Source organism: Martelella limonii (assembly GCF_013344475.1).
GTDB lineage: Bacteria > Pseudomonadota > Alphaproteobacteria > Rhizobiales > Rhizobiaceae > Martelella > Martelella limonii.
Genome location: NZ_JABUOU010000001.1, coordinates 1,019,684 through 1,043,163 on the forward strand (window position 1 = coordinate 1,019,684; position 23,480 = coordinate 1,043,163).

The following is a 23,480-nucleotide window of genomic DNA, read 5'->3' on the forward strand; positions in this document are numbered from 1 at the left end:
GCAAGGGCAAATTGCCCCCGGCATGGGTGGCGGACGGCGGGTGGGCTGGCTGGCCCTCACAATGCTCGCGGTCGTGGTGCTGGCGGGCGCTTCGCTGGCGATCGGCACGCGCGGGGTTTCCGTGTCCGATATCGCGGCAGCCCTTTCCGGCCATGACGACACGATCGGCGAGGCCGTGGTGGCAATGCGCATTCCGCGCACGGTTCTCGCCGTGCTGGCGGGCGCCGCACTCGGGCTTTCCGGCGCGCTGATGCAGGGCATCACCCGCAACCCCCTCGCCGACCCCGGCATTTTCGGCGTCAACATGGGCGCGGCGCTGGCGGTTGTCATCGGCGTCGCCTTTTTCAGTATCAGCTCCTCCAACGCCTACATATGGACGGCGATCCTCGGCGCGGGCGTCACCGCAGTCTTCGTCTATCTCGTCGGCTCGCTCGGACGCGGGGGCGCCACGCCGCTGAAGCTGACGCTTGCCGGGGCAGCGACCTCGATCGCGTTTGCCTCGCTGGTCATGGCGATCGTGCTGCCGAGAGGGGATATCGCCGGCGGCATCCGCTCCTGGCAGATCGGTGTCGTCGGCGGGGCCACATTTTCCCGCATCCTTCCTGTCCTGCCCTTCCTTGCCGTCGGCGTCGCGCTCGCCTTTATCTCGGCGCGCAAGCTCAACGCCATGGCGCTGGGCGACGAAGTGGCGGCGGGCCTCGGGGAAAACGTTGCCCTTGGCCGCGCAGTCGCAGCGCTTTCAGCTGTGCTCCTGTGCGGGGCAACGACGGCGGTCTGCGGGCCGATCGGTTTTGTCGGGCTCGTGGTCCCGCATGCGTGCCGCCTGATCGTCGGCGTCGATCACCGCTGGCTCCTTCCGTTCTCGGCCCTTGGCGGTGGTATCCTGCTCCTGGCGAGCGATATCATCGGGCGCATTGCCGCCCGTCCCGGCGAGGTCGAAGTCGGCATCATCACCGCGCTGGTCGGCGGGCCGGTCTTCATCTGGATCGTCCGGCGACAGCAGGTGCGCGAACTATGACGGCCCCCTCTTCGACCCTTGAACGCGTGAGCGCGACGAGAACCCGGCGCGGCAATCGGCGGCGGCTGGTCATGGCGCTGTTCGTCGCGCTGATTGCCGCCCTGTTTGCGTTGACGCTGATGCTGGGCAAGTCCTTCGCGCCACCCGGCGCGGTCCTGCGCGTGCTGCTCGGCGAGGATGTGCCGGGGCTTTCCTTCACGGTCGGGCAATTGCGCCTGCCGCGCGCCATGCTGGCGGTGCTGGCCGGGGCGAGCTTCGGCCTTGGCGGTGTCGCCTTCCAGATCATGCTGCGCAATCCGCTGGCGAGCCCGGACATTATCGGCATCAGTTCCGGTGCCAGTGCCGCGGCGGTGTTTGCCATCGTGGTACTGAAGCTCGACGGGGCCAGTGTCTCGGTCTTTGCCGTTTCGGCCGGCCTCGGCGTCGCGCTTCTCGTCTACGGCCTTGCCGCAAGGAACGGCGTTGCCGGAACCCGGCTTATCCTCGTCGGCATCGGCGTTTCCTCGATGCTGGAGAGCATGATCTCCTATGTGCTGTCGCGTGCGCCGATGTGGAACCTGCAGGAGGCGCTGCGCTGGCTGACGGGCAGCATCAATGGCGCTCGGCCGGATCAGGCGGTTCCGCTTGTGCTCAGCCTTGTCGTCTGCGGCGGGCTGCTGCTCGGCAAGGCCCGGGATCTTGAAGCGCTCCGACTTGGCGACGATACGGCCGCAGCGCTCGGCGTCGGCATTGCCCGAACCCGCCTCATGGTGACGATCGCCGCCGTAGGCCTGATCGCGATCGCGACGGCGGTCACCGGGCCGATCGCCTTCGTGGCCTTTCTCTCCGGGCCGATCGCCGCGCGCATCACGCGCAGCGGCGGCTCCCTGCTGATCCCGGCCGCCATGGTCGGCGCAAGCCTCGTTCTCATCGCCGATTATGCCGGCCAGTTCCTGCTGCCGGCACGCTATCCCGTCGGCGTCGTCACCGGGGCGCTAGGGGCACCCTATCTCATCTATCTCATCATTCGCGCCAACAGATCGGAAAGAGCGCCATGAACCGTCATGTTCTCAGCGCAGAAGGCATCACCACCGGCTATGGCGACAAGATCGTGCTCGACGATCTCAGCTTCACCGTGCCGGAAAGCCGGATCACGGCGATTGTCGGGGCCAATGCCTGTGGCAAGTCGACCCTGCTCAAGACGCTATCGCGGCTCCTGACGCCAAAGCGGGGCGCGGTGCTGCTCGACGGCAAGGCCATCCACCGCACACCGACGAAGCTGCTGGCACGCACCCTCGGTCTGCTACCCCAGTCGCCGCTCGCGCCGGAGGGAATCACGGTTTCCGATCTGGTCAGTCGTGGCCGCCACCCGCATCAGACCATGTTTTCGCGCTGGAGCGCGAAGGATGACGCAGCGGTGGCCCTTGCGCTCGATACGACGGGAACGGCGGATCTTGCCGACCGCGCCGTCGACGAACTGTCCGGCGGGCAGCGCCAGCGGGTCTGGATCGCCATGGTGCTGGCCCAGGAGACCGATATCCTGCTGCTCGACGAACCGACCACATTTCTCGACATCAGCCATCAGATCGAGGTGCTGGACCTTCTGACCGACCTCAACCGGAAGCACGGAACCACCGTCGTGATGGTGCTGCACGATCTCAACCTGGCGGCACGCTATGCCGATCACCTGGTAGCGATGAAGGCCGGACGGCTTCATGTGGCGGGCACGCCGGAAACGGTGCTGACCGAGGACCACATCCGCGCGGTCTTCAGCCTTGAAAGCAGGATCATCACCGACCCGGTTTCCGCCCGGCCGATGATGCTGCCGATGGGCCGCCACCACAGCGGCGAAACGCCGACCGAAAAGCCAGAAAGGAAAACGCCATGACGTTCCACCTTGCCGGCATCGCCCGGCCGAAAGCACCGGCGCTCATGCTCGATACCCTGAAAGAGCATCTGGGCGAGCATTTCGATATCGCGCATTCCGACGGACAGATGACGATCACGACCGAAGCGGGCGCAATGGCGCTCACGGTCGATGGCGAACAACTGGCGATCGCGCTTGCCGCGCCAAGCACAGAGAAGCTGCAACTGGCGCGCACCATGCTCGCCGAATACCTGTTCTATTTCGCAGGCGACGACCCGCTTGAACTCACATGGGCTGAACCGCCGGCGCCAACCGCCCCCGCAAACCTGCACGAGGTCCGCGTTGTCGCAACCGAAAGCGTGACGCCGCATATGCTGCGGGTCAAGTTTGCCTGCGCCGACGTGACGCCGTTCATCGGCGGCAACATGCATGTCCGCCTGCTGGTGCCGCCAAAGGGCCGGCCGCCGGTCTGGCCTGTGATCGGCGAAGACGGCCGGATCAAATGGCCGGACGGCCCGGATTCGTTGCTGATCCGGGTCTATACGATCCGCTTCGTTGATATCGAGCGCGGCGAAGTCTGGGTCGATTTCCTCCAGCATCCGGCTGAGGGCACGAAGACGCCCGGCGCCGATTTCGCCCGCGATGCAAAGCCCGGCGACAGGGCAGCATTTCTCGGTCCCGGCGGCGGCGCCGTTCCCGAGGCCGAACACATCTTCCTTGCCGGCGATGAGGCCGCCCTCCCCGCCATTGCCCGCATAGCCGGCGAAGCGCCGGCAGGTACACGGCTGACGGCGATCATCGAGGTGGAAAACGCATTTGAGGAACAGGCGATCGGCGGGGCCGCCGATCTCGACCTCACCTGGCTGCACCGCGCTTCCGCCGACCACAAGAGCCTGGCGGAGGCCACCAGGGAGGCGATCACCGGCCTCGACAGCGAAACCTTCGTCTGGATCGCCTGCGAGAAGGGCGATATCCGCGATATCCGCGCGCTTCTGAAGAACCGGCAGCACGACCGCCGGAAAATGTATGTCGCGTGGTACTGGGAGCGCGACAGCATCGCCTGATCCGGCGCCGGTTGGTCACCAAAACGCAGGCGTAGCCAACCCCGGCGCCGCCGCTCTCACGCGCGCCTGACGCCAAAAATGATCGCTGCCGCCGAAACCGCCAATGGCAGCCAGAAATGGATGAGCCCGATCTGGCTCCAGACGCTGAACTCCTCCCGGCAGCCGGTGGTGTTCATCGCGCAGCCCAATGGCACGAAGTAGGAGAACCAGACGAATGTTCCGATCAGGAGCAGGATGCCGAAGATGAGGGAAAGTGTTTTCATGAATCAATGAATTGCCGATTTGCCGCCAATCGTCCAGCCCCTTCATGGCGCGATCGGCAGCCTGATGCGCGAGCGGATGACGGCAGAGGCAGTTTGCCTATCGGTTTCGGATCGTGACAACCTCAAACGTGGTCCGCCGTCTTTCCACGCAAAGGCAATAGATCGCTGCATCCTGCGTGCTTATATTCCAAGACATCGGATATGCCCGCTGCATCTCGGCCATTCTCGCCCCGACAATGCGTGCCACAGGATCGGCCCGCCGCACGCCTCACCAGGCCTTGCGTCGTCACCCTTCGCGGATCTTCAGTGCGCGGCCGCAACGCACCGCCCCCCGGTGAGGGGGCTGCTGCCCCAGGGGCCACGCACCCGCGACGGAACCGGGTTGTCATTGTGCCAGGCGCAGGTTTCTCCGGATCCGCGTCAGGCTCCGAGCAGCCTCTGCTGCCAGAAACCGCATGGCGGTCAGGACGCACCCGCCCGCCTTTGCACCCATCAAGGATTGTCAGAGCTGAAAAACACGGCCTGCGTTCTCAAGGCGGATCTTGCGCTTGAGCCGATCGGGCAAATGCTTCAGATCATCCTCGGCGCTTGCGGTACCCATCGGGAAAGGCCAGTCGCTCCCCAGGAGGAGATGATCTTCGCCGACCGTCTTCAGCAACAGCTCAAGCACGGCTTCCGAATGCACGATCGTATCGAGATAGAACCATCTGACCGCATCGATGGGACTTGCTCCCAAGGGCTTGATCCCCGGCCGGTTGCTGTCGAAACCACGCTGCCACCGGCCGACAAGCTGCGCAAGCGCTCCCCCGCCATGCGACAGGATGACCTTGAGATCGGGATAGCGCGTCGGAACATCCCCGAAGATCATTTGTGCCGCGGCAAGCGTCGTTTCCATCGGATTGCCCATCAGATTGGACAGGTAAAAGGGCGCGAGCCGGCGATCCCTTGATTCGGACGGGTGGATGAGGACCGGCAGCCGGCGTTCGCAGAGGAGCGCCCAAAGCGGATGATAGGCCTCGTCCGCATAGCTGTGGGCGCCGATATCGGTCCCGATGATCACGCCGGCCCAGTCCGGCGTCAGCGACGCCGCGACTTCGAGCGCGCATTCGGGCAGATCCGTCGGCAGATAGGCCATGGCCCTGATCCGCGGGTCGGCCCCGCTGGCCTTGAGAACACCCGCATTCAACCAGTCGACATAGCCCCTGCGTTCGCCAGCAGGCAGATCCGCGCGAAACAACGGCGGCGGTGCGGCGGCGACAGCGCCATCGAGACCGTCCTGATCAATCCGCTTGACCAGGTTTTCCGGCCTGCCCATGGCGGAAAGCTGAAGCCTGAAGCCATGCACCTCGACGAAGCCGTCGCCCGGCTTCATTCCGTATGCGCCCGACTGTGCCTTCTCGGTTATGTCAACCGGCAGAAGATGGGTGTGAATGTCCCAGCCACCCTCCATCAGTGGGCATCCTTGGGATCCGTGTACCACGGCGGCTGCACGGGATAGTGAGGGCCGTCGTAGATTTCCAGGAAGACCGTCGTCTCGTCGGCAATGGTCGGGCCGTGGACGCTTCCCACCGGATTGCAATAGAACGATCCGGCGACCAGCGTCGTGCCGGTCGGAATATAGCGATACCTGCCTGAAAGGCAGAACATGAACTGGTTGGATGCATGGGCGTGCGCATTGGGAATGCCAACGCCCTTTTCAAACCGGATCAGCGCGATCGAGGCGCCGGTCTCCTCGTTGCGCCACAGCATCTTCTGCGACAGCCCATCGAGAGATTTGGGCTCCCATGGCAGGTCGGCGGTCTGCGTCAGAATTTCCCTGAACGCAGCAGCATATCCTTCCGGTGCGCTGCCATCCGCCTGCGGCCTCGCATTCGACGGGTCATCAACGTAGCTCCAGCGCTGGGCCTTGAACTCGATCAAACGCGAAAGATAGAGTGTGTCGGAAACATTCTTGAGCTTGTGGATCGGGCGCTTCTGGTCGATGAAGACGGTGTGCCCGAGCGGTTCATCGGTCGCGATCTCTTCTCCGAAAATCGTCTCGATCCGGTTCGCACCCCCGCCCAGCGAAATCACGCAATAGGGGTGATAGTGGATATGGAAGCCCAGCTCTTCGCCGGGCTCGAGCCGAACCTCCCAAACGCGGGTCAAGTCGTTCTCTTCAACAATTCGATGACCGATCTGCCCCAGTGTGATGCCGCGTTCTGCGGCGCGTGCAAAGCCGAAATCTTCGCTCATGATGATGGATCTCCTTGAAGAGCGGGTCAGGCGATGAAAGTCGAATGCAGGTCTGTCGCACCGAGGCGATTGCGAAGCTCGCCCAATTGCGGACTGCGGCAGATGACTTCATCCCCTTCCTTCAGAAATAGTTGTGGCGTGCGGGCATTGCCAACGCCTGCAGGCGTTCCCGTCAAGAGAATATCGCCCGCGCGGAGCGTCATGCCAAAGGACAGTTCGGCAATCAGCTGGGGAACGGAGAACGCCATCAGTTTCGTGGAAGCGCTCTGGACCGTTTCCCCGTTGACGATGCATTCGAGGTCGACCGCGCCCGGATCAACATCGAACGCAAGCGTTACGTAAGGGCCGAACGGCATTGTGCCGTCAATGCTCTTGCCCTTGAGCCACTGGCCGCCATGGGCGCGTTGCTGGTCCCTTTGCGATATGTCGTTGGCAAGACAATATCCGAACACGTGATCGAGGGCACTGTCTTCTGAAATGCTCCGGCCATCCTTGCCGATGATCAGCGCGAGTTCGACCTCATAGTCCCATTTGGCGGAGATTTCGGGATCATAGGCAATTTCCCCAAAGGGGTCGATCATCGTATCGGGCCCCTTGGTGAAGAAGGTCGGGTGCTCGGGACGGTCGACATCCTGGCCGTCGCGCCGCCCCCTGCCCTCTTCGAAATGGTCCCAGTAGTTCCAACCCGCGCAGAGAATATCGCGGCGGCTACCCGTTCTCGGCGCAACCAGCAAGGCTGGGTCAAAGGCAATGGGTTCAAGGTCGCCACGGTTCGATAGCTCGATCAATGCCGGGCTGCCCGCGACGATCGCATCCTGCATCGTGGTCATGTCGCCCGGAAGCAGGCGGAAGCGATCGTCGTCCTTGAAGGCAAGGCGCGGCGCGCCATTCAGATTGATGGATGCCAGGTGCAGCATCTGCTCATGCCTCCGGAATGACGGCGATGGCGGAGATCTCGATCAGATATTCCGGGAATACCATCTTGCTGACCTCGACCATTGTCGATGCCGGGAGGGGTGACTTGAAATATTCACGCCGCACTGCATGGATCTTTTCGAAATCCTCGATGTTGCGCACATAAACGTCGACGCGGCAAACGTCATCCAGCGTGCCGCCAGCCCTCTCGACGGCGGACTTCACATTCTCGCAGACCTGACGGGTCTGCTCGGTGATATCGCCAATGCCCGCAATCGTTCCGTCCGCGCGCCGCGCCGTCATGCCCGAGACAAACACGAGCTTGCCCCTGGCTTCGATCGTCGTTGCCTGAGAAAAATGGCCATTCGGCGTGCGGAGGTTTGGGGAGGTGATTTCCTGCTTCGGCATGAGTGTAGCCTTTCCTGTTTCACATTACCGGGGAGTTGTCTTGATCTCGGTTCCAAGCTCGCGGGCGAGCTCCTTCAGCGCGTTGAGCACCGACGCATCCAGGGGCACCTCGTCGCCCCATTTCGTGCGACGCTGCCATTCGGGCTCGCCCGGCGTGAACAAGCGGTCGACGCCGGGGGCCTTGGCTCCGTCTCGTATGGCATTGCAGAATGCCTCGACCCTGGCCCTGGCGGTCGCCGCATCGCCGAAATGTCCGACGTCGATCGCGATCAGCACGTGGGAACAGTCATAGGGCACATCGGCGCTGCCATAGAGCGGCATCACGTCGGAACCCATCGCCCCGCCCGAAAGTATTCCGCACAAAAGATCGATCGAGAGCGCGAGGCCAAAGCCCTTCGGTCCGGCTGTTGGAAGCAGCATGCCCTCAATCGCCTCCTCGGGATCGGTGGTCGGGGAGCCATCGGACTTGACGGCCCAGCTTGCCGTCTTTGCCTGACATGGCCGTCGCGTGGTCATGTCAGGCAGGAGCTGATGCGGCTCCTTCTTGCAATCGGGCCCCTGCCCCAACCAGGTTCCCCGCAGTCTTGCAAAGGCAGCCTGATGCTGGATCCTCTCCGCCTCGATCCATTCGGCGGCCCATGCTCGGTCGAGCCGAACCGCCTGCTGCCGAGGGGCCCGGAGGCCGTCGCCGCGATGATCCTTCCTTGATCTCGCGGCAACGCACTGGCGCTGCGGCCGGCGGCGGAATGCTCTCTACCATCGTTCAGGTTTGAAACCCGACCCACGCAAACGCCGCTCCGGCATGCCGGAGAGCCGTTCGCGCGCTGCGTCGTGCCGGTGTCTGCGGGCAGCGCTCTCGCCTACATGAAGTCGCGCGGAATGCGTTGTTCGAACGTCTTGGCAAAGATTTCCCGCTCGCCTTCTAAGGCAGTCACGCTTGCGGCAATGATCCAGTCCGTTTCGGTGCAGCGCATTGTCGTGGTGGTCCTTGTCGCAACCGACCAGCCATCGCGTTCAATCCGGATGTTCCAGTCGATATCCCCTGTCATCGACAGAGGATCGTTCGGGTCGATCGACCAGTCCTCGTTGCGGATTTCCTGGGTGCGCAATCCGTTTCCGGGATGCACTTCCAGACCGGTGTCCTCGTAGATGCGGTAATGAGTGCGCCCGGTGACCAGATCCCGTTCGACCGACCGGCGGGTTTCGTCGGGCAGCCGCATTTCATACTGCGGAAGCGGGTCTGGGTTTTCCGGCGCATCGACGGTGATGCGCTCATGGGCACCAAGAAGCGGCATCGCAAGGCGGATGCTCGCGGTATCGATCGTGAGGCCCGGCGCCTGCGGCGATGGCAGGATGATCGGCCAGTAGCTCGTCGAAAGCGCAAGCTTGATGCGATGACCGGGCGCGAAACGATAGCCCATGGCATCGAGTTGCATGGAAATGCGGATCTTGTCGCCGCGCGGCATGTTTTCCGGAATCTCGTTGCCATTGCGATGGGCGAGGTTCAGCACGCCGTAGCATGCGCGGGTCTCGGTACCGTCGGGATGGACATCGATGATGCGGACGGCAAGGTTTTCCCAATCGCCGGCGCAGGCAACATCGACCGTCAATTCCGGCATGCCGAGATAGACGACCTCTTCGTCAAGCGGCGCAGATCGGAAGATCAGCGAGCCGCCGTCATCGATGCGCTGATCGCCGGCGATTTCCGCGTCGGGCTTCAGCGTGAACCACTCGCCGCCGCTGGTGCCGGTATCGAGCGGGGAACGCAGATAGATGTCGCCGGTCCCCTCGCTGGCGCCGTTTGCATTCAGCGCGCCATCGGCAGCGACGGTCAGCATTTGGGTCTGCGGCTCTTCCCAGTCCTTCTTGGCGATCCAGTAGCCCGGATCGTTCTCGCGCCGCAGCGCCGGACGCGGCCCATCGAGAATATAGGCGCGCATTTGCGGCAACGCCTCCGCACCGTTGTCGGCATCGTCCAGCCAGCGCTTCCACCATGCAATCGCCTCGGCATGAAAATCCATGCGCGGCTTCGGCCATGCGAAATGCGGGTACTTGTGGATCCACGGGCCGATGATCGCCTTGGCCCGCTCATCGAGCCCTTCGATGGCCTTCAGCGGCGTGTTGCGATAGCCATCCGCCCAGCCGGCAATGACGAGCGCCGGCACGGGAAATCCGTCGAAATCCTCGCAGATGGAGCCGTGTTTCCAGAAATCGTCACGGCGCTGATGCGCAAGCCATTCCTCCATGAAGAAGGGCTCGCCTTCGAGCCGCTCCAGCCACATCTCCTTCCACCGGTCGCCGACCAGATCGATATCGGGAGACCGCGACTGATAGGCGAGCATCGTGCCCGCCCAGGAAAGCTGGGCGGATAGATGCGTGCCGTTCTTGTAGTGGATGTCGTCATTGTAGCGGTCGACGGTCGAAGCGATCGAGATCACGGCCTTCAGCTGCGGCGGCTTGAGGGCTGCCACCTGCAGGCAGTTGAAGCCGCCCCAGGAAATACCCATCATGCCGACATTGCCGTTCGACCAGGGCTGGGCTGCAATCCATTCGAGGATTTCGCAGGCATCGGAGAGTTCGCGCGGGGTGTATTCGCCGTCGATGACCCCTTCGGATTCGCCCGAGCCGCGGATATCGACCCGGACACCGGCAATGCCGGCGGCGGCGAACACCGGATAGGTGGATTCGTCGCGCGGATCCGTCCCGCCACGTTTGCGGTAGGGCAGATATTCGAGCACGGTTGGCACCGGCTTGTCCCCGGCGCCCTCCGGCATCCAGATTCGCGTTGCGAGGCGCGTGCCGTCCTTCAGCGTGATCCACTGGTCTTCGGACGTCGTGAAGCCTTGTTGCGCCATGGTTTTGACCTTCTCGTATTCGAATTTTTCGGGAGACGGGCGCGGGCCGCCATTGCGGCCCGGCCGGAATTCTTCAATTGCCCGCGCTTGAAATCCTGCGGCTTTGCAGCACCTCTTCCAGCCAGCCGATCTTCATTTCGGGCACGGAATTCAGCAGCAGGTCGGTGTAATCATCGAAAGGCGGTGTCAAAGCTTCCGATTTGGGACCGAAACGGACCAGCCTGCCCCGGTGCATCACCGCGACACTGTCGGCAATGGCGCGGACAATGGCGATATCGTGGGTGATGAACACGTAGGAAAGCTGCTTTTCCTTCTGAAGCTGCAGCAGCAGTTTCAAGATGCCGTCGGCGACCAGCGGATCGAGGGCCGAGGTCGGTTCGTCGCAGATGATCAACTCCGGCTGCGCGGCCAGCGCGCGGGCAATCGCCACGCGCTGCTTCTGGCCGCCGGAGAGCTCGGCCGGATAGCGGTCATAGAAGCCGCTGCCCATTTCGATCTGCTCGAGCAGATCATTGACGCGGTTTCGCCGCGAAGACCCGCGCAAGCCCTCGTAGAATGTCACCGCCCTGCCGATGATGCCACCGACGGTCTGGCGCGGGTTCATCGCGGTATCGGCCATCTGGTAGATCAGCTGCAGCCTTCGCAATTCCTCACGGCTGCGGCTTTTCAGCGCCGGCGGCATATCCTGCCCGTCAAAGCGGACGCTGCCGGCGGACGGCGGCAACAGGCCCGTGGCGACCCGCGCGAGCGTCGATTTGCCCGAACCGGATTCGCCGACAATCGCTAGCGTCTGGCCCTTCGGCACATGCAGCGAAACATCGAACAGAACGGGCGTTGCGCCATAGGCGGCGGAGATGTTCTTCATCTCGAAGAAGCGCTCGGACTGGTCCGCCGCCTCCGTGTGACGGATCGCGCGGACGTTCACCAGGTCTCGGGTGTATTCGGCATCCGGATTCTCGATGATCTTCTGGACGCTGCCATATTCCACGGTTTCGCCGTTGCGCAGCACCATGATGTCATCGGCAACCTGCGCCACGACCGCGAGATCATGGGTAATGTAGAGCGCGGCGGTACCGGTTTTCGCGATCGCTGTCTTGATCGCTGCCAGAACGTCGATCTGGGTGGTAACGTCGAGCGCCGTGGTCGGCTCGTCGAAGACGATCAGTTCCGGCCGGCTGCAGAGCGCCATGGCCGTCATTGCCCGCTGCAGCTGACCGCCCGATACCTGATGGGGATAGCGGTTGCCGAAGGTTTCCGGCTCCGGCAGGCCCAGGATATCAAACAGGTCCACGGCCCGCGCGCGCGCCTCTGTCCGGCTCATGAGCCCGTGGCGAACGGTCGCCTCGATCACCTGATCGCCAAGCTTGTGGGCGGGATTGAACGAGGCCGCCGCCGATTGCGAGACGTAGCAGACCCGCGCGCCGCGAAGCGCCCGCGTCCCGGACTTTCCGAGTTTCAGAATGTCGATGCCATCGAGCAGAACCTCGCCGCCGGTAATGGTGACGCCGCCGCGCCCATAGGCGAGAGGAGAAAGCCCGATCGTCGACTTGCCCGCGCCCGATTCACCGATCAGGCCGAGAACCTTGCCGCGTTCCAGCGTGAAGCTCACGCCCCTGACGATCTCGATCTTATGCGGACGCTCGCCCGGCGGATAGGCCATGGCGCCGATCTGGAGGTTGCGGACCTCAAGCAGAGGTGATCCATCGTGCGTTTGAAGCTCAGCCACCGCGGCCCCCTTTCAGGCTGGACGTGCGTTTCAGCAGCCAGTCGACAACGAGATTGATCGAAATGGTGAGGGCGGCAATGGCCGCGCCCGGCACCAGCGCTGCGGACACGCCGAAGATGATGCCGTCCTTGTTGTCCTTGACCATGCCGCCCCAGTCGGCGGTCGGCGGCTGAATGCCGAGGCCGAGGAAGGAGAGCGTCGAAATGAACAGCACCGCAAAGGCGAGGCGCAGGCCGAATTCGGCCAGAAGCGGGGTCATCGCATTGGGAAGGATCTCGCGGAACACGATCCACAGCGTCTTCTCGCCGCGCAGCCGTGCCGCTTCGACGAAGTCCATCACCGCGATATCGCCTGCCAGCGCCCGTCCGAGACGGAAGACGCGTGTGGAATCGAGCACCGCCATGACCACGATCAGCACGAACAGGTTCTGCGGCAGCGCCGCCAGCACGATCAGTGCGAAGATCAGCGTCGGGATCGACATCATCAGGTCGTTGAGACGCGACAGGCCCATATCGACCACACCGCGCATGACAGCGCCCACGAAGCTGAGAACGACCCCAAGGGAAAAGGCCAGAACCGTAGCGCAGAACGACACGAATAGCGTCATGCGCGCCCCGTAGATCAAGCGCGAGAGCAGGTCCCGGCCAAGATTGTCGGTCCCGAGCGGAAACGCGCTGCTCCCCGGCTCCCAGGGTGTTCCTACAATCTGGTTTTCGCCGAAGGGTGCAAGAAAGGGTGCGAAGGCGGCAGCGATGACGGCAATGGCGATGCCCGCCATGCCGATCCATGCCGTCAGCGGAATGGATCGCATATTCATCGTGGGTGCCTCAGGCGTGGATTGACAAGGATGGAGAGAATGTCGGCGACCATGTTGAGGAGGATGTAGATGGCCGAGAAGATCAGCCCGCAGCCCTGCACCACAGGCAGGTCGCGCACCGTCACCGCATCCACCATATACTGGCCCATGCCTGGATAGACGAAAACGACTTCGACAACCACGACCCCGACGATCAGATAGGCCAGGTTGAGCGCGACGACATTGATGATCGGCGCGAGCGCATTGGGCGCGGCATGTTTGACGATCGCCCGCAGGGCGCCGATGCCCTTCAGTTCCGCAGTCTCCATATAGGCTGACGACATGACATTGATGATCGCGGCACGCGTCATGCGCATCATGTGTGCCAGAACGACCAGAACGAGTGTCGCGACCGGCAGGATGATCGTCTGCAGCTTCTCCCACAGGCTCATGCTGTCATAGACCGTGGCCGGGAACGCCGCGACCGGATGCTGGACCACGAACACCATGATCAGCAGGTAGGCGACAAAGAATTCCGGCAGCGAAACGGCGGCAAGCGACACAAGATTGATCAGTCGGTCCATGAGCCGGTCGCGATAGAGGACAGCGATCAGGCCTAGGCCGACGGCAAGCGGCACCGCGATCACGGCGGCAGCGCCTGCCAGCAGCATCGAATTGCCCAGGCGGTCGGCGATCTGGCCGCTGACCGACTGGCCGCTCGCCCATGAATTCCCGAAATCGCCATGCAAAATGTTGACGAGCCACTCGAAGTAGCGGGTCACCAGGGGCCGGTCGAGCCCGAATTCGGCGCTGAGGTTGGCGATTGCCTGCGGCGTTGCCGCCTGACCGAGATAGGTGGTGGCAAAATCGCCCGGCAGCACTTCGATCCCGGCGAAGATCAGGATCGAGCTGGCAAGAAGCAGGCCGATGCCGAGCACGATCCGTTCGGCAATGCGGCTTGCCATGGGAAAGCGCGCGCGCAGGACGACGACAGGGCCCGGCGGCGGCGCGGCGACTGGGGTGGAAGGGTTTGGTTGCGTGTCTGTCATGGGGTCATGAAAGCCGCGGGTCTGGCCCGCGGCTTCCTCTGTTGCCGGATCAGGAAATGAGCCAGGCGCGGCTTGCGATCTGGCCGTTGGACAGGTCGTTGCCGACATCATCGATCCAGCCCTTCAGCTTCACCGAACGGGCGTTGAGATAGTTGTTGAACACCGGCAGGATGAGGCCGCTATTGTCGCGCACCGTTATCGCCATCTGGCGGTAGAGCGCCCGGCGCTTCTCCTGATCGGTCTCGGCACGGGCCTCAAGCAGCATCTTGTCGAATTCGGGATCCTTGAAGCGGGTGTCGTTCCACGTCGATGTCGAAAGCTGTGTCGTGGTGTAGCGGATATCCTGCGTCGCCCGGCCGCCCCAGTAGGAGGCGCAGAACGGCTTCTTGTTCCAGATATTCGACCAGTATCCGTCGGAAGGCTCGCGCTGGAGCTGGATGTCGATGCCCGCTTCCTTGGCATTGGCCTGAAACAGGACCGAAGCGTCGACCGCGCCGGTAAAGGCGGCATCGGAGGTGCGCAGCAGGACCGGACCTTCATGGCCGGACTTCTTGAAGTAATGCGCGGCCTCTTCCGGGTCGTAAGCACGCTGCGGAATATCGGTCGGCGCCAGCGCATAGGCATCGTTGACGGGATAGTCATTGCCGATCGTGCCATAGCCGCCGAGAACGGTCTTCAGCATCGCCTCGCGGTCGATGGCAAGCTTCAGCGCCATCCGCAGGTCGTTGTTGTCGAAGGGCGCGGTGTCGCCATGCATCAGGAAGGAATAGAAGCCCTTGCCCTTGGTGCTGATGGTTTCGACATTCGGCGCCCGCGACAGCAATGACATCGTCTTCGGGCTCAGCGTGTTGATGAAATGCACCTTGCCGGACGACAGCGCCGCGATGCGGGCCGTATTGTCGTTGATGACGAGAACCTCGACGCTGTCGACGAAGCCGCGATCCTCGTTCCAGTCATCCTCATTCTTGGAAAAGGTGATCCGGATGCCGGGTTCGAAGCTTTCGAGCTTGTAGGGGCCGGTACCGATGACGCTGTTGGGATCATCCATCCCGCCATTCTTCTGGATCTGCAGATGATAGTCGGTCAGCATCAGCGGCAGGTCGGCATTGCCGTTCTTCAGCGTGATGACCAGGTCGCCGCCGCTTTCCTCGATGGTTTCGATCTCTTCGAGAAGCCCGAGGGCTGCGGAGGTGGAATCCTTGTCGGAATGGCGGCGGAGTGTCTGGACAGCATCATTGACGGTGAACGGCGAGCCATCATGGAAGCGAACGTCCTTGCGCAGCTTGAAGGTCCATGTCTTCGCGTCGCCGGACGTGGTCCAGCTTTCGGCAAGGCTCGGCAGCGCTTCGCCGGACACCGGATCAGTGGTCACCAGCCGGTCGCCCCAGGTGAAGCCCACCAGAAACATGGTGCTGCCGGCATAGGTGCCGGGATCGAGCACATCGGTGGTCTGTCCGCCATCCAGGCCAAGGACGAGATTGCCGCCACGCTGCGGCTCTTCGGCGGCAAAGCTCTCGCGCGGCATCAGAAGACCGGAAGCGGTGGCGGCAAATCCGGCCGCGGCTGCCGAGGCAAGAAAGGCGCGGCGGTTGAGACCGCCCTGCTGAATGGAGGCTTTTCTGTTCTTCATCTGGTTTCCCCTGACTGACTTAACATGGCAGCATCTCGCTTATGCCGCCCGAAAAGAGCGGCCGCGGATACTTGCGAAAGGCGTCATCTGAATAGCTGAGGGCGCAATCGACCCTCAGGTCAAAAAACATGGGCAGATGAATAAGCACCTTGCGCGGAGCAGACAACTTCGCGTATTGACGCGAACTGACGCGAATTGACGCTATGAGGAATGTCCAGGCCGCAGATGACTGCACCGATCAAGAGCAATTTGGCGACCAATCTACGGTTCGCCTGCGACACGCGCCCGTCGATCACGGCAATCTGCCGCGAGATCGGTATCAACCGGCAGCAGTTCAATCGCTACCTCGCCGCCCAAAGTCGCCCCTCCCCTTACAATACAGGGAGGATCGCGCGGTATTTCGGTCTTGGCCCGCAGGATTTCGAGCTTCCCGAAAAGCGGTTCCAGGAGCTTCTCGAGACGCCGGCCGAAGCTGTTGGACCCATCTCGCTCTTGCGAGACGGCTTTCCCGGGAACCTCCCGGCCTTGCGCTCCTACGCGGGCTACTACGAACTTTTTCACAAGAGCCTGTCCTGGCCCGGAAAAATTGTCCGGAGCTGTTCCCTGATTGAAGAAAAGGCTGGCCAGATCACGGTCAAGTCGATCGAGCGGATCTATGACCCCGATCTGGAGATCCGGCAATTTTCGAAATATGCGGGGCTCGCCGCCTACTGGCGCAATCGGCTCTTCATCGTCGAGCGCGGCATGGCCGAACACTCGTTCCTGTCGCAGACGACACTGATGCCGTTTGGCGAGCATCAGCGCACCTATCTTCGCGGCGTCACCACCGGCGTATCCTGGCGACAGGAAAACATGCCCTATTCGACACGCACGATCTGGCGCGCCGTCGGCACGAACCCCGACAAGCGCAAGCTTCTGGAGGGATGCGGCCTGATCGCAGAAAGATCACCGAAGCTGCCACTCCCCGTCCGCCGCTACCTGAACAGCGAAGGCGAAAACCACACCCTGGTGACCGCCCGGTAAGTCCGGGCCGGCGCTTGGAAGCGCCCGCGAGCAACCGCGCCGCAACAGGACATACTCTCGATAGATGCAGGCCGGCAGCCATCTGCAATCGAAACGTTCGCAATCAAGGCCCTGCAGTCACGGCGGAGATCCGGGACAAACGGCCCCGGGCACCGCAGCCGGCCATGCAAGGGCCATTTTCCGTGCCTGCGCACGCACAAAACGCTGAACTTCAGAGCCCTGTTCAATTGTCTACGAGAAAAGCCTGCGTTAACCTGAAGCATGATCATGGGGGCATGGCATGATGGTTACCGTAGCGCGCACTGTAGAAGCTCCAACGAGACACGAGACGGAGGGTGAGATCACCCGGCCGCACGGCGCAGCCCTCCTCCGGCTTCTTCTTGCCTCGACCCTTCTCAATCCCCTTTTCACAGCGCCGGCCTGGTCTTCGGACAGCGTCAGCAATAACGGCGCCAACGTGCCGGTCAATTACCAGGGCGGCGGCACGAATTATCCCGATTATGGCGGGGATCCCTCCGATCCGCTTCCCTCCGGCGGAAACGGATCGGCGGTCAGTGTCGATGTGAGCGGAACGATCGACAGCCAGCCCTCCGGCACGGCACCCGTGATGGTGGATGTATCAGGCGGCAAGGGTGGCGGTGTCAGCATGTCGGGCGGGTTTGACGATACCCCGGACGTTTCGGGTGCGCCGGGCGGTGCAGCCGGAACGGCCGCGATCACGTCCGCAGCCACGCTGACGGCCACCGGAAGCGGCACAGCCGCGATCTCCGTCAACGGCAGTGGCGGTCAAGGCGGCAATGGCGGCGCAACCGGTTTTGTATGGGACGACCCCAATGGATCAGGTGCGGGTGGCGCAGGCGGATTGCTGTCATTGACGCTTGAATCCGGCGCGGGCGACACAAAGCCTGCGATCACATCGACGGGTGACAATGCGGCCGCGATCTCCATTTCGGCAACAGGCGGAAACGGCGGGGCGGGCCAGAACGAGGGCGAGCCGCTCGGTGTCGAGGCCTTGGGCGGCAGTGGCGGCGCGGGCGGCACGGTCACGATCAAGGGGCATGCCGCGGATATTACGACTTCCGGAGCGAACGCGCCGGCGCTCTGGATCGATGCCAGTGGCGGCAATGGCGGCAGAGGCGGCACCGAACAGAACGGCGCCGGCGGCGGTGCGGCCAACGCCGTGACGGTCGATCTGGGAGAGCATGTTTTTCTCAAAACCTCGGGAAGTGGTGCGGCGGGTCTTTATGTCTCTGCCAATGGCGGCGCCGGGGGCGAAGGCGGTTCGGGCGGAAGCCTCGGAAGCGGCGGCGATGGCGGTGCGGCAGGCGCAGGCGGAACAATCGGAGTCACGCTTGCCGGCAAGGTCGTGACCGAGGGAAATGCTTCATTCGGTATCGTCGCGCAAGCCTATGCTGGCACAGGCGGCGCCGGCGCCGGCGCTGTCGACCCCTTTTACGCGCGGGCGGGCGCGGGCGGTGCGGGTGCCAATGGCGGCGCGATCAGCATCACCACCAAGGCCGGATCATCGATCCGGACGAACGGCGCGGGCGCGCTTGCGATTCTTGCGCAAACGGTTGGCGGCGGCGGCGGCAATGGCGGCGCGTCCTCCGGTCTCGTTTCGATCGGCGGCGATGCCGGCGGCTCCGGCAATGGCGGCGCCGTGACGCTTTCAAGCGCTGGTACGCTGACGACCCTTGGTGCAGGTGCGATCGGGCTTTCGGGTTTCAGCGTCGGCGGCGGTGGCGGGCTTGTCCTCGGCTCTGAGATCGGCAGTTCCGGCGATGGCGGCTCTGCCGGCGGCGCGTTCTATGCCGGTGGCGGCGATGGCAGCGGCGGCGGTGCAGGTGGCGCAGTCAAGATCGCCCCCATCGGCAGTATCACCACGTCGGGCAGCAATGCGCATGCGGTCATGGCGCAGTCGATTGGCGGCGGCGGCGGCGCAGGCGGTGGCTCTTTCGCGGAAAGCGGCTTCCTGACGATCACCGTAGGCGGAACCGGCGGAAATGGCGGCAGCGGCGGGGCAGTCACCGTCTTGCCGACTGTTCTTGACAGCTCTGTCGCGTCGCAAGCGGAAAAGGCCAGGATCGAGACTTGGGGGGTCGGGGCCTACGGCATCAATGCGCTTTCCGTCGGCGGCGGCGGCGGCGATGGCGGCGGTGCGACCGGCGCCGCCTTCGGCATTCCCATCGAAGGCGTCAGCATTGCCGTGTCCGTTGCCATTGGCGGCAATGGCGGCGCAGGCGGCGTTGGCGGCCCGACCAGCGTCACCAATCTTGCCTCCATCACCACCAATGACGATGATGCCCTCGGCATCTATGCCGCCTCGATCGGCGGCGGCGGCGGGTCTGGAGGAGCGGCAACGGCTTTTTCGGAAACGCCGGTATCAGGCCTCAGCGACCGGGTCTCCGTTTCCGCCAGCGTCGCCGTTGCAGGCACCGGTGATGGCGGCGGCGATGGCGGCGCGGTGACGGTCACCAACAAGGGCACGGTCACGACCTGGGGAGACCAGTCCTACGGTACGCTGTTGCAGTCGATCGGCGGCGGCGGCGGCAATGGCGGCAACTCCCAGGCGACCTCGGCAACGTCCATCATCAGTTCGCTGTCGACGAGTGCGGGAGCGGGCAAGAATGGCGCCGTCAGCGTCAGCCTTGCCGGGAATGCCGGCGGCGGCGGCGCGGGCGGCACTGTCGAATTCACCAATGACGGTCATGTCAAAACCCACGGCAATTCCGCCGATGCCGTTATCGCCCAGTCTGTCGGCGGCGGCGGCGGAACCGGCGGCGCGGGGGCTGCCTATGCGCCGCAATGGGTGGCGATCGTGGCGGGGTCAAGCGCTTCGTCTTCCGTCACGCTCGGCGGCAAAGGCGGTGGCGGCGGCGCGGGTGGACCGGTCACAATCACCAGCAAGGGTGCAATCTCCACGGAAGGATCGAATTCGCGCGGCATTCTTGCACAATCGGTCGGCGGCGGCGGCGGCCTCGGCGGCGGCGCGACCTCAAACGCGGCCGCGGCCAAGATGCAGGTTGACTTCAGCCTCGGTGGTTCCGGCGGCAATGGCGGCGCGGGCGGAAATGTCACCGTCCACGCGGAGAAAGGTTCGTCGATCGCCACCAAGGGGCATGGCAGCACGGGCATCCTCGCCCAGTCTGTCGGCGGCGGCGGCGGAACCGGCGGCAGTGCCACGGCGGCAAACTCCCTTGGCATGGCGAATGATGCCAAGGCGCCCAAGACCATCATCAAATACTGGACCAAGCTCGAAAACTGGTGGAAGGGTCGCTCTTCCGTCAAGGGGCCCTCCAGCACGATCACGCTGGATATCGCGCTCGGCGGTTCCGCCGGAAAAGGGGGCGCGGGCGGCGCGACAGCCGTGACGAACCATGGCGCCGTGACGACCGAGGGCACGATTGCGGCCGGTATTCTCGCACAATCGATCGGCGGCGGCGGCGGTGCGGGCGGTGCTGCAACCGGGGCCGGTTCATCCGCGGGCGGCACGGTCATCATCGGCGCCACTGGCGGGGCTGGCGGCAATGGCGACCTGGTTTCGGTTACGAACACCGGTGCGATCGGCACCTCGGGCAATCACGCCTTCGGCATCCTTGCCCAGTCCGTCGGCGGCGGCGGTGGCTTGGGCGGTTTGGCCGCAGACGAGAAGGCGCTCCTGACGGGTATCGAGTTTCGAAATGGCGGCGATGGCGGCGCCAGCGGCAATGGCGGAGAAGTCGACATCTCCAATACCGGCGACATCACCACCTCCGGTGCCCAGAGCCATGCGCTTGCGGCCCAGTCCATCGGTGGCGGTGGCGGTTATGCCTATCTCGACGGACAGACCTATGTGAAAAGCGACCTGCCGGAAAGCACGCAGGCTCCGCTCTACGCCACTCCCGGCGTGGCGGACAATGATGGCGCCAGCACTGAAGGCGAAGCCTTTTCAGGCCTTTCCATTTCGCTCGGCGGATCGGGCGGCTCTGGCGGCAATGGCGGCTCGGTTTCGATTGTAAATACCGGCAAGCTGGTCACCAAGGGTGACGAAGCATTCGGCATTTTTGCCCAGTCCATCGGCGGTGGCGGTGGCGGCGGGGCGATCGGTCATGCGGCGACGCTTTCGGTCGGCGACGTCAGCTATGGTCCGGGTGGCGGAAACGGCGGCGCGGGCGGCGCGGTCACCGTCACGCTCGGCGGCGACATCACGACCGCAGGCACCGGCGCGGCAGGTGTCCTTGCGCAGTCCGTCGGCGGCGGCGGCGGGCATATCGGCGGCATCGATACCGCGCTCGCAACGCTCTTCCTGCCAACGGAGATCTACAGTTCCCCCTCTTCGGGAAGCACCGGCGGCAATGTGACCGTCAGGACGAATGACGCGCCGGTCTCGATCACCACGACCGGGTACGGCGCGCATGGCATTTTCGCGCAGTCTGCCGGCGGCCTGGGCGGCTCCGCTGCAACCTATGCCGGACTTTACAGCGTTTTCAGCGCGTCTTCGGCGTCGAACGGCACCCCGACGGCCGCGGTTGCCGGCAATGTAACCGTTGATTTCGAAGGAACGATCAAGGCGACCGGCACCGGCTCGGTCGGCATCTATGCCGAGGCGCTCAGCAACGGACCGCTATCGGTATCCACCACGGACCTGCCGAAGATCGCCGTCAAGGTCAATGGCGACGTGACAGGGGGCAGCGGCCCGGCAGGTGCCGGCATTGCCATTGCCGGCGGCATGTCAAACACGATCAACATTCAAAATGGGACGGTTTCGGCGGGAGAAAACGGCTTTGCGGTCGCCGCCGCCTATACGGGTCTCGGCTGGCAGGCAAATGGCGGCGTTTCTGCACCGGCAAGCGATCTGACCACCCTTTCCAATGCCGGAACGATCAGTGGCAATGTCGATCTCGGCGTGGGCCAGAACCGGTTCGAAAATTCCGGAACCCTGAATGCCGGCCCGTGGATCGTCATCGACAATGACACGGATTTTGCCAACAGCCTCTATCCCGTCAGCGGGCCGCCGGTGAACGGGCGCACCCAGTTCTGGAAGACGATCTTTGCGGCCAACCAATCCGACGTCACGATCGGCAATCCCGTACCGACCCGGAGCGGCGTGAACAGCACTGCGGACACATTCGTGAACGCGGGCACGCTCAATGTCGCGGGACCTGGCACGGTCGGCTTTTCGAATTTCTTCGTCTCGAATTTCACCCAGCAGGCCTCGGCCACGCTCGAAGTCGACGTGAACCTCGCCGATGGCCAGATGGACTGGATCCGGATGCAAACGGAGAACGCGGCGGTCTCGCTTGCGGGCACCGTGGCGCCTTCGGTGGTCGCCCTGCCCCAAACGCGCGATCCGTCCGCGCCGCTGCCGGGCGCTGCGATCTTCAGCGTGACCGGCACGCCGGAGCCACCCTCCTATAACGCGCTTTCCGTCACCGACAGCTTCGTGGTCGACTATGCGCTTTCCTCAGGCACCTATCAGGGCCTTCCAAGCATTCTGCTGGCCGCCGAAAGCCTCGATTTCGCGCCCTCTGAGGCAGGCCTTTCCGGCACGGCGGGCTCGCTTGCGACCTATTTCCAGCAGCAATGGCAAAGCGGCGACATCGGCGACCTTGGCACCTCCATGGTGGCCCTTGCCAATGTGGCAGAAGGCAACAGTGCCGGTTACGCGGAGATGCTGACATCGCTCTCGCCCCAGGGCGCGGTGAGGCTTGCCGCAGAGCAATCCGGCAAGGTCGTGAAGCTTGCAGACTCGCTTCATTCCTGTCCGGTCTTTACCGGCGAAACCGCGTTTCTCACGGAGGAAAGCTGCGTGTGGGGCAAGGTCACGGGCGGCACGATCCGGACATTCTCGGCAAACGGCGCCCCAGGCTATGACACTGATACCACTGCCTTCCGCTTCGGCGGCCAGAAAGCGCTTGAAAACGACTGGTTCATCGGTGGTTCGGCGGTTCTCGGGCAAAGCAGCACCCATGCGACGAATGGCATCTACTCCTCCTCCACCGACGAATATGGACTGGGCTTTGCAGTCAAGAAACGGATCGACGGCGCCTTCGAACTGGCGGCCTCGGGCAGCTATATCTTCAGCGACATCGACCAGACGCGCTATATCAGCGCGGCCCTTGCGGGAGGAAATGGAGACAGCATCTTCTCGCAACCTCAGTCCCATGTTTTTGTCGGCCGGCTCCGAGCGGCCTATTATGCCGATCTCGGCGGATCCTATCTGAAGCCCTATCTCGACCTCGATACGATCTATACCCACGTACCGGGCTATTCGGAGCAAGGCGCCAGCGCCTACGCCGCCGATATGGGAAGCGTCGATGACGTTTCCTTCGGCATCCGTCCGGGGCTTGAATGGGGTGCGCGCGTCGATCTCGAAGGCGGTACGCTGCGCCCCTTTGCCAGGACCAGCGTGAGCTGGTGGCACGACCGCGATATTGCCCAGGATGCGCGCTTCAGCGGCGCATCGAGCCGGGATACCAGTTTCTCGACCCTTTACGACGGCCAGGACTGGCTCGGCCAGGGGGCGCTGGGTTTCGAATATGTCGCGGACAGTGGCTTTGAAGTGCGGGTTCAGTATGAGATGGAGGGAAACCGGGAGACCGTTGCTCAGAGCGTCACGGGACGTGTGGGCTGGCGCTTCTGAACCATTTCACGGCCAGACGCGCTGAAAACC

17 protein-coding genes are annotated in these 23,480 nt (G+C 63.6%); 6 read left to right on the forward strand and 11 right to left on the reverse strand.

Features of this window, described 5'->3' with window-relative positions; genetic code table 11:
• Positions 1 to 22 precede the first annotated feature (22 nt).
• The 4 genes from HPQ62_RS04730 to HPQ62_RS04745 are packed head-to-tail and all read left to right on the forward strand — an operon-like array spanning position 23 to position 3,928.
• Positions 23 to 1,018 (forward strand): FecCD family ABC transporter permease, encoded by a 996-nt coding sequence (locus HPQ62_RS04730; protein WP_244629572.1) that lies wholly within the window; start codon positions 23 to 25, stop codon positions 1,016 to 1,018.
• The gene (locus tag HPQ62_RS04735; protein WP_174801313.1) at positions 1,015 to 2,055 is read left to right on the forward strand and encodes a FecCD family ABC transporter permease; all 1,041 of its coding nucleotides are present in this window, start codon (positions 1,015 to 1,017) and stop codon (positions 2,053 to 2,055) included. Before HPQ62_RS04730 ends, HPQ62_RS04735 begins: the two co-directional genes overlap by 4 nt.
• Entirely contained in the window at positions 2,052 to 2,885 is an 834-nt protein-coding gene (locus HPQ62_RS04740; RefSeq protein WP_174801314.1) for an ABC transporter ATP-binding protein, read from the forward strand. Before HPQ62_RS04735 ends, HPQ62_RS04740 begins: the two co-directional genes overlap by 4 nt.
• Positions 2,882 to 3,928 (forward strand): DUF2218 domain-containing protein, encoded by a 1,047-nt coding sequence (locus HPQ62_RS04745; RefSeq protein WP_174801315.1) that lies wholly within the window; start codon positions 2,882 to 2,884, stop codon positions 3,926 to 3,928. The genes HPQ62_RS04740 and HPQ62_RS04745 overlap by 4 nt, the downstream gene beginning before the upstream one ends.
• A gap of 56 nt (positions 3,929 to 3,984) precedes the next feature.
• On the opposite strand, the gene HPQ62_RS04750 is transcribed toward HPQ62_RS04745, so the two are convergent.
• The 11 genes from HPQ62_RS04750 to HPQ62_RS04800 form a co-directional block, all read right to left on the reverse strand.
• Entirely contained in the window at positions 3,985 to 4,191 is a 207-nt protein-coding gene (locus HPQ62_RS04750; RefSeq protein ID WP_174801316.1) for a hypothetical protein, read from the reverse strand.
• Between the two features lie 502 nt (positions 4,192 to 4,693).
• Positions 4,694 to 5,641 carry an amidohydrolase family protein gene (locus tag HPQ62_RS04755; protein WP_174801317.1) on the reverse strand — a complete coding sequence of 316 codons (948 nt, stop codon included), beginning with the start codon at positions 5,639 to 5,641 and terminating at the stop codon, positions 4,694 to 4,696.
• Complete coding sequence (locus tag HPQ62_RS20960; protein WP_206678044.1) at positions 5,641 to 6,426, reverse strand: cupin domain-containing protein; 786 nt, start codon at positions 6,424 to 6,426, stop codon at positions 5,641 to 5,643. The genes HPQ62_RS04755 and HPQ62_RS20960 overlap by 1 nt, the downstream gene beginning before the upstream one ends.
• Before the next feature lie 26 nt (positions 6,427 to 6,452).
• Positions 6,453 to 7,343, reverse strand: a complete 891-nt coding sequence (locus tag HPQ62_RS04765; protein WP_174801318.1) for a fumarylacetoacetate hydrolase family protein — start codon at positions 7,341 to 7,343, stop codon at positions 6,453 to 6,455.
• Positions 7,344 to 7,347: 4 nt separating this feature from the next.
• Positions 7,348 to 7,749, reverse strand: coding sequence for a RidA family protein (locus tag HPQ62_RS04770; RefSeq protein WP_174801319.1), 402 nt, complete (start codon positions 7,747 to 7,749; stop codon positions 7,348 to 7,350).
• Between the two features lie 24 nt (positions 7,750 to 7,773).
• Positions 7,774 to 8,265 (reverse strand): Ldh family oxidoreductase, encoded by a 492-nt coding sequence (locus HPQ62_RS04775; RefSeq protein ID WP_174801320.1) that lies wholly within the window; start codon positions 8,263 to 8,265, stop codon positions 7,774 to 7,776.
• Between the two features lie 344 nt (positions 8,266 to 8,609).
• Positions 8,610 to 10,604, reverse strand: coding sequence for a CocE/NonD family hydrolase (locus HPQ62_RS04780; protein ID WP_174801321.1), 1,995 nt, complete (start codon positions 10,602 to 10,604; stop codon positions 8,610 to 8,612).
• A 73-nt stretch (positions 10,605 to 10,677) separates the two neighbouring features.
• Complete coding sequence (locus HPQ62_RS04785; protein ID WP_174801450.1) at positions 10,678 to 12,264, reverse strand: ABC transporter ATP-binding protein; 1,587 nt, start codon at positions 12,262 to 12,264, stop codon at positions 10,678 to 10,680.
• A gap of 58 nt (positions 12,265 to 12,322) precedes the next feature.
• Positions 12,323 to 13,147, reverse strand: a complete 825-nt coding sequence (locus tag HPQ62_RS04790) for an ABC transporter permease (RefSeq protein ID WP_174801322.1) — start codon at positions 13,145 to 13,147, stop codon at positions 12,323 to 12,325.
• On the reverse strand, positions 13,144 to 14,175 hold the full coding sequence (locus HPQ62_RS04795; protein WP_425312593.1) for an ABC transporter permease: 1,032 nt from the start codon (positions 14,173 to 14,175) through the stop codon (positions 13,144 to 13,146). Before HPQ62_RS04795 ends, HPQ62_RS04790 begins: the two co-directional genes overlap by 4 nt.
• 49 nt (positions 14,176 to 14,224) lie before the next feature.
• Positions 14,225 to 15,805 carry an ABC transporter substrate-binding protein gene (locus HPQ62_RS04800; RefSeq protein ID WP_174801323.1) on the reverse strand — a complete coding sequence of 527 codons (1,581 nt, stop codon included), beginning with the start codon at positions 15,803 to 15,805 and terminating at the stop codon, positions 14,225 to 14,227.
• A 225-nt stretch (positions 15,806 to 16,030) separates the two neighbouring features.
• Here HPQ62_RS04800 and HPQ62_RS04805 point away from each other — a divergent pair, with 225 nt between their 5' ends.
• Positions 16,031 to 16,828 (forward strand): transcriptional regulator, encoded by a 798-nt coding sequence (locus HPQ62_RS04805; protein WP_174801324.1) that lies wholly within the window; start codon positions 16,031 to 16,033, stop codon positions 16,826 to 16,828.
• A gap of 280 nt (positions 16,829 to 17,108) precedes the next feature.
• On the forward strand, positions 17,109 to 23,450 hold the full coding sequence (locus tag HPQ62_RS04810; protein WP_174801325.1) for an autotransporter outer membrane beta-barrel domain-containing protein: 6,342 nt from the start codon (positions 17,109 to 17,111) through the stop codon (positions 23,448 to 23,450).
• Positions 23,451 to 23,480: the final 30 nt, after the last annotated feature.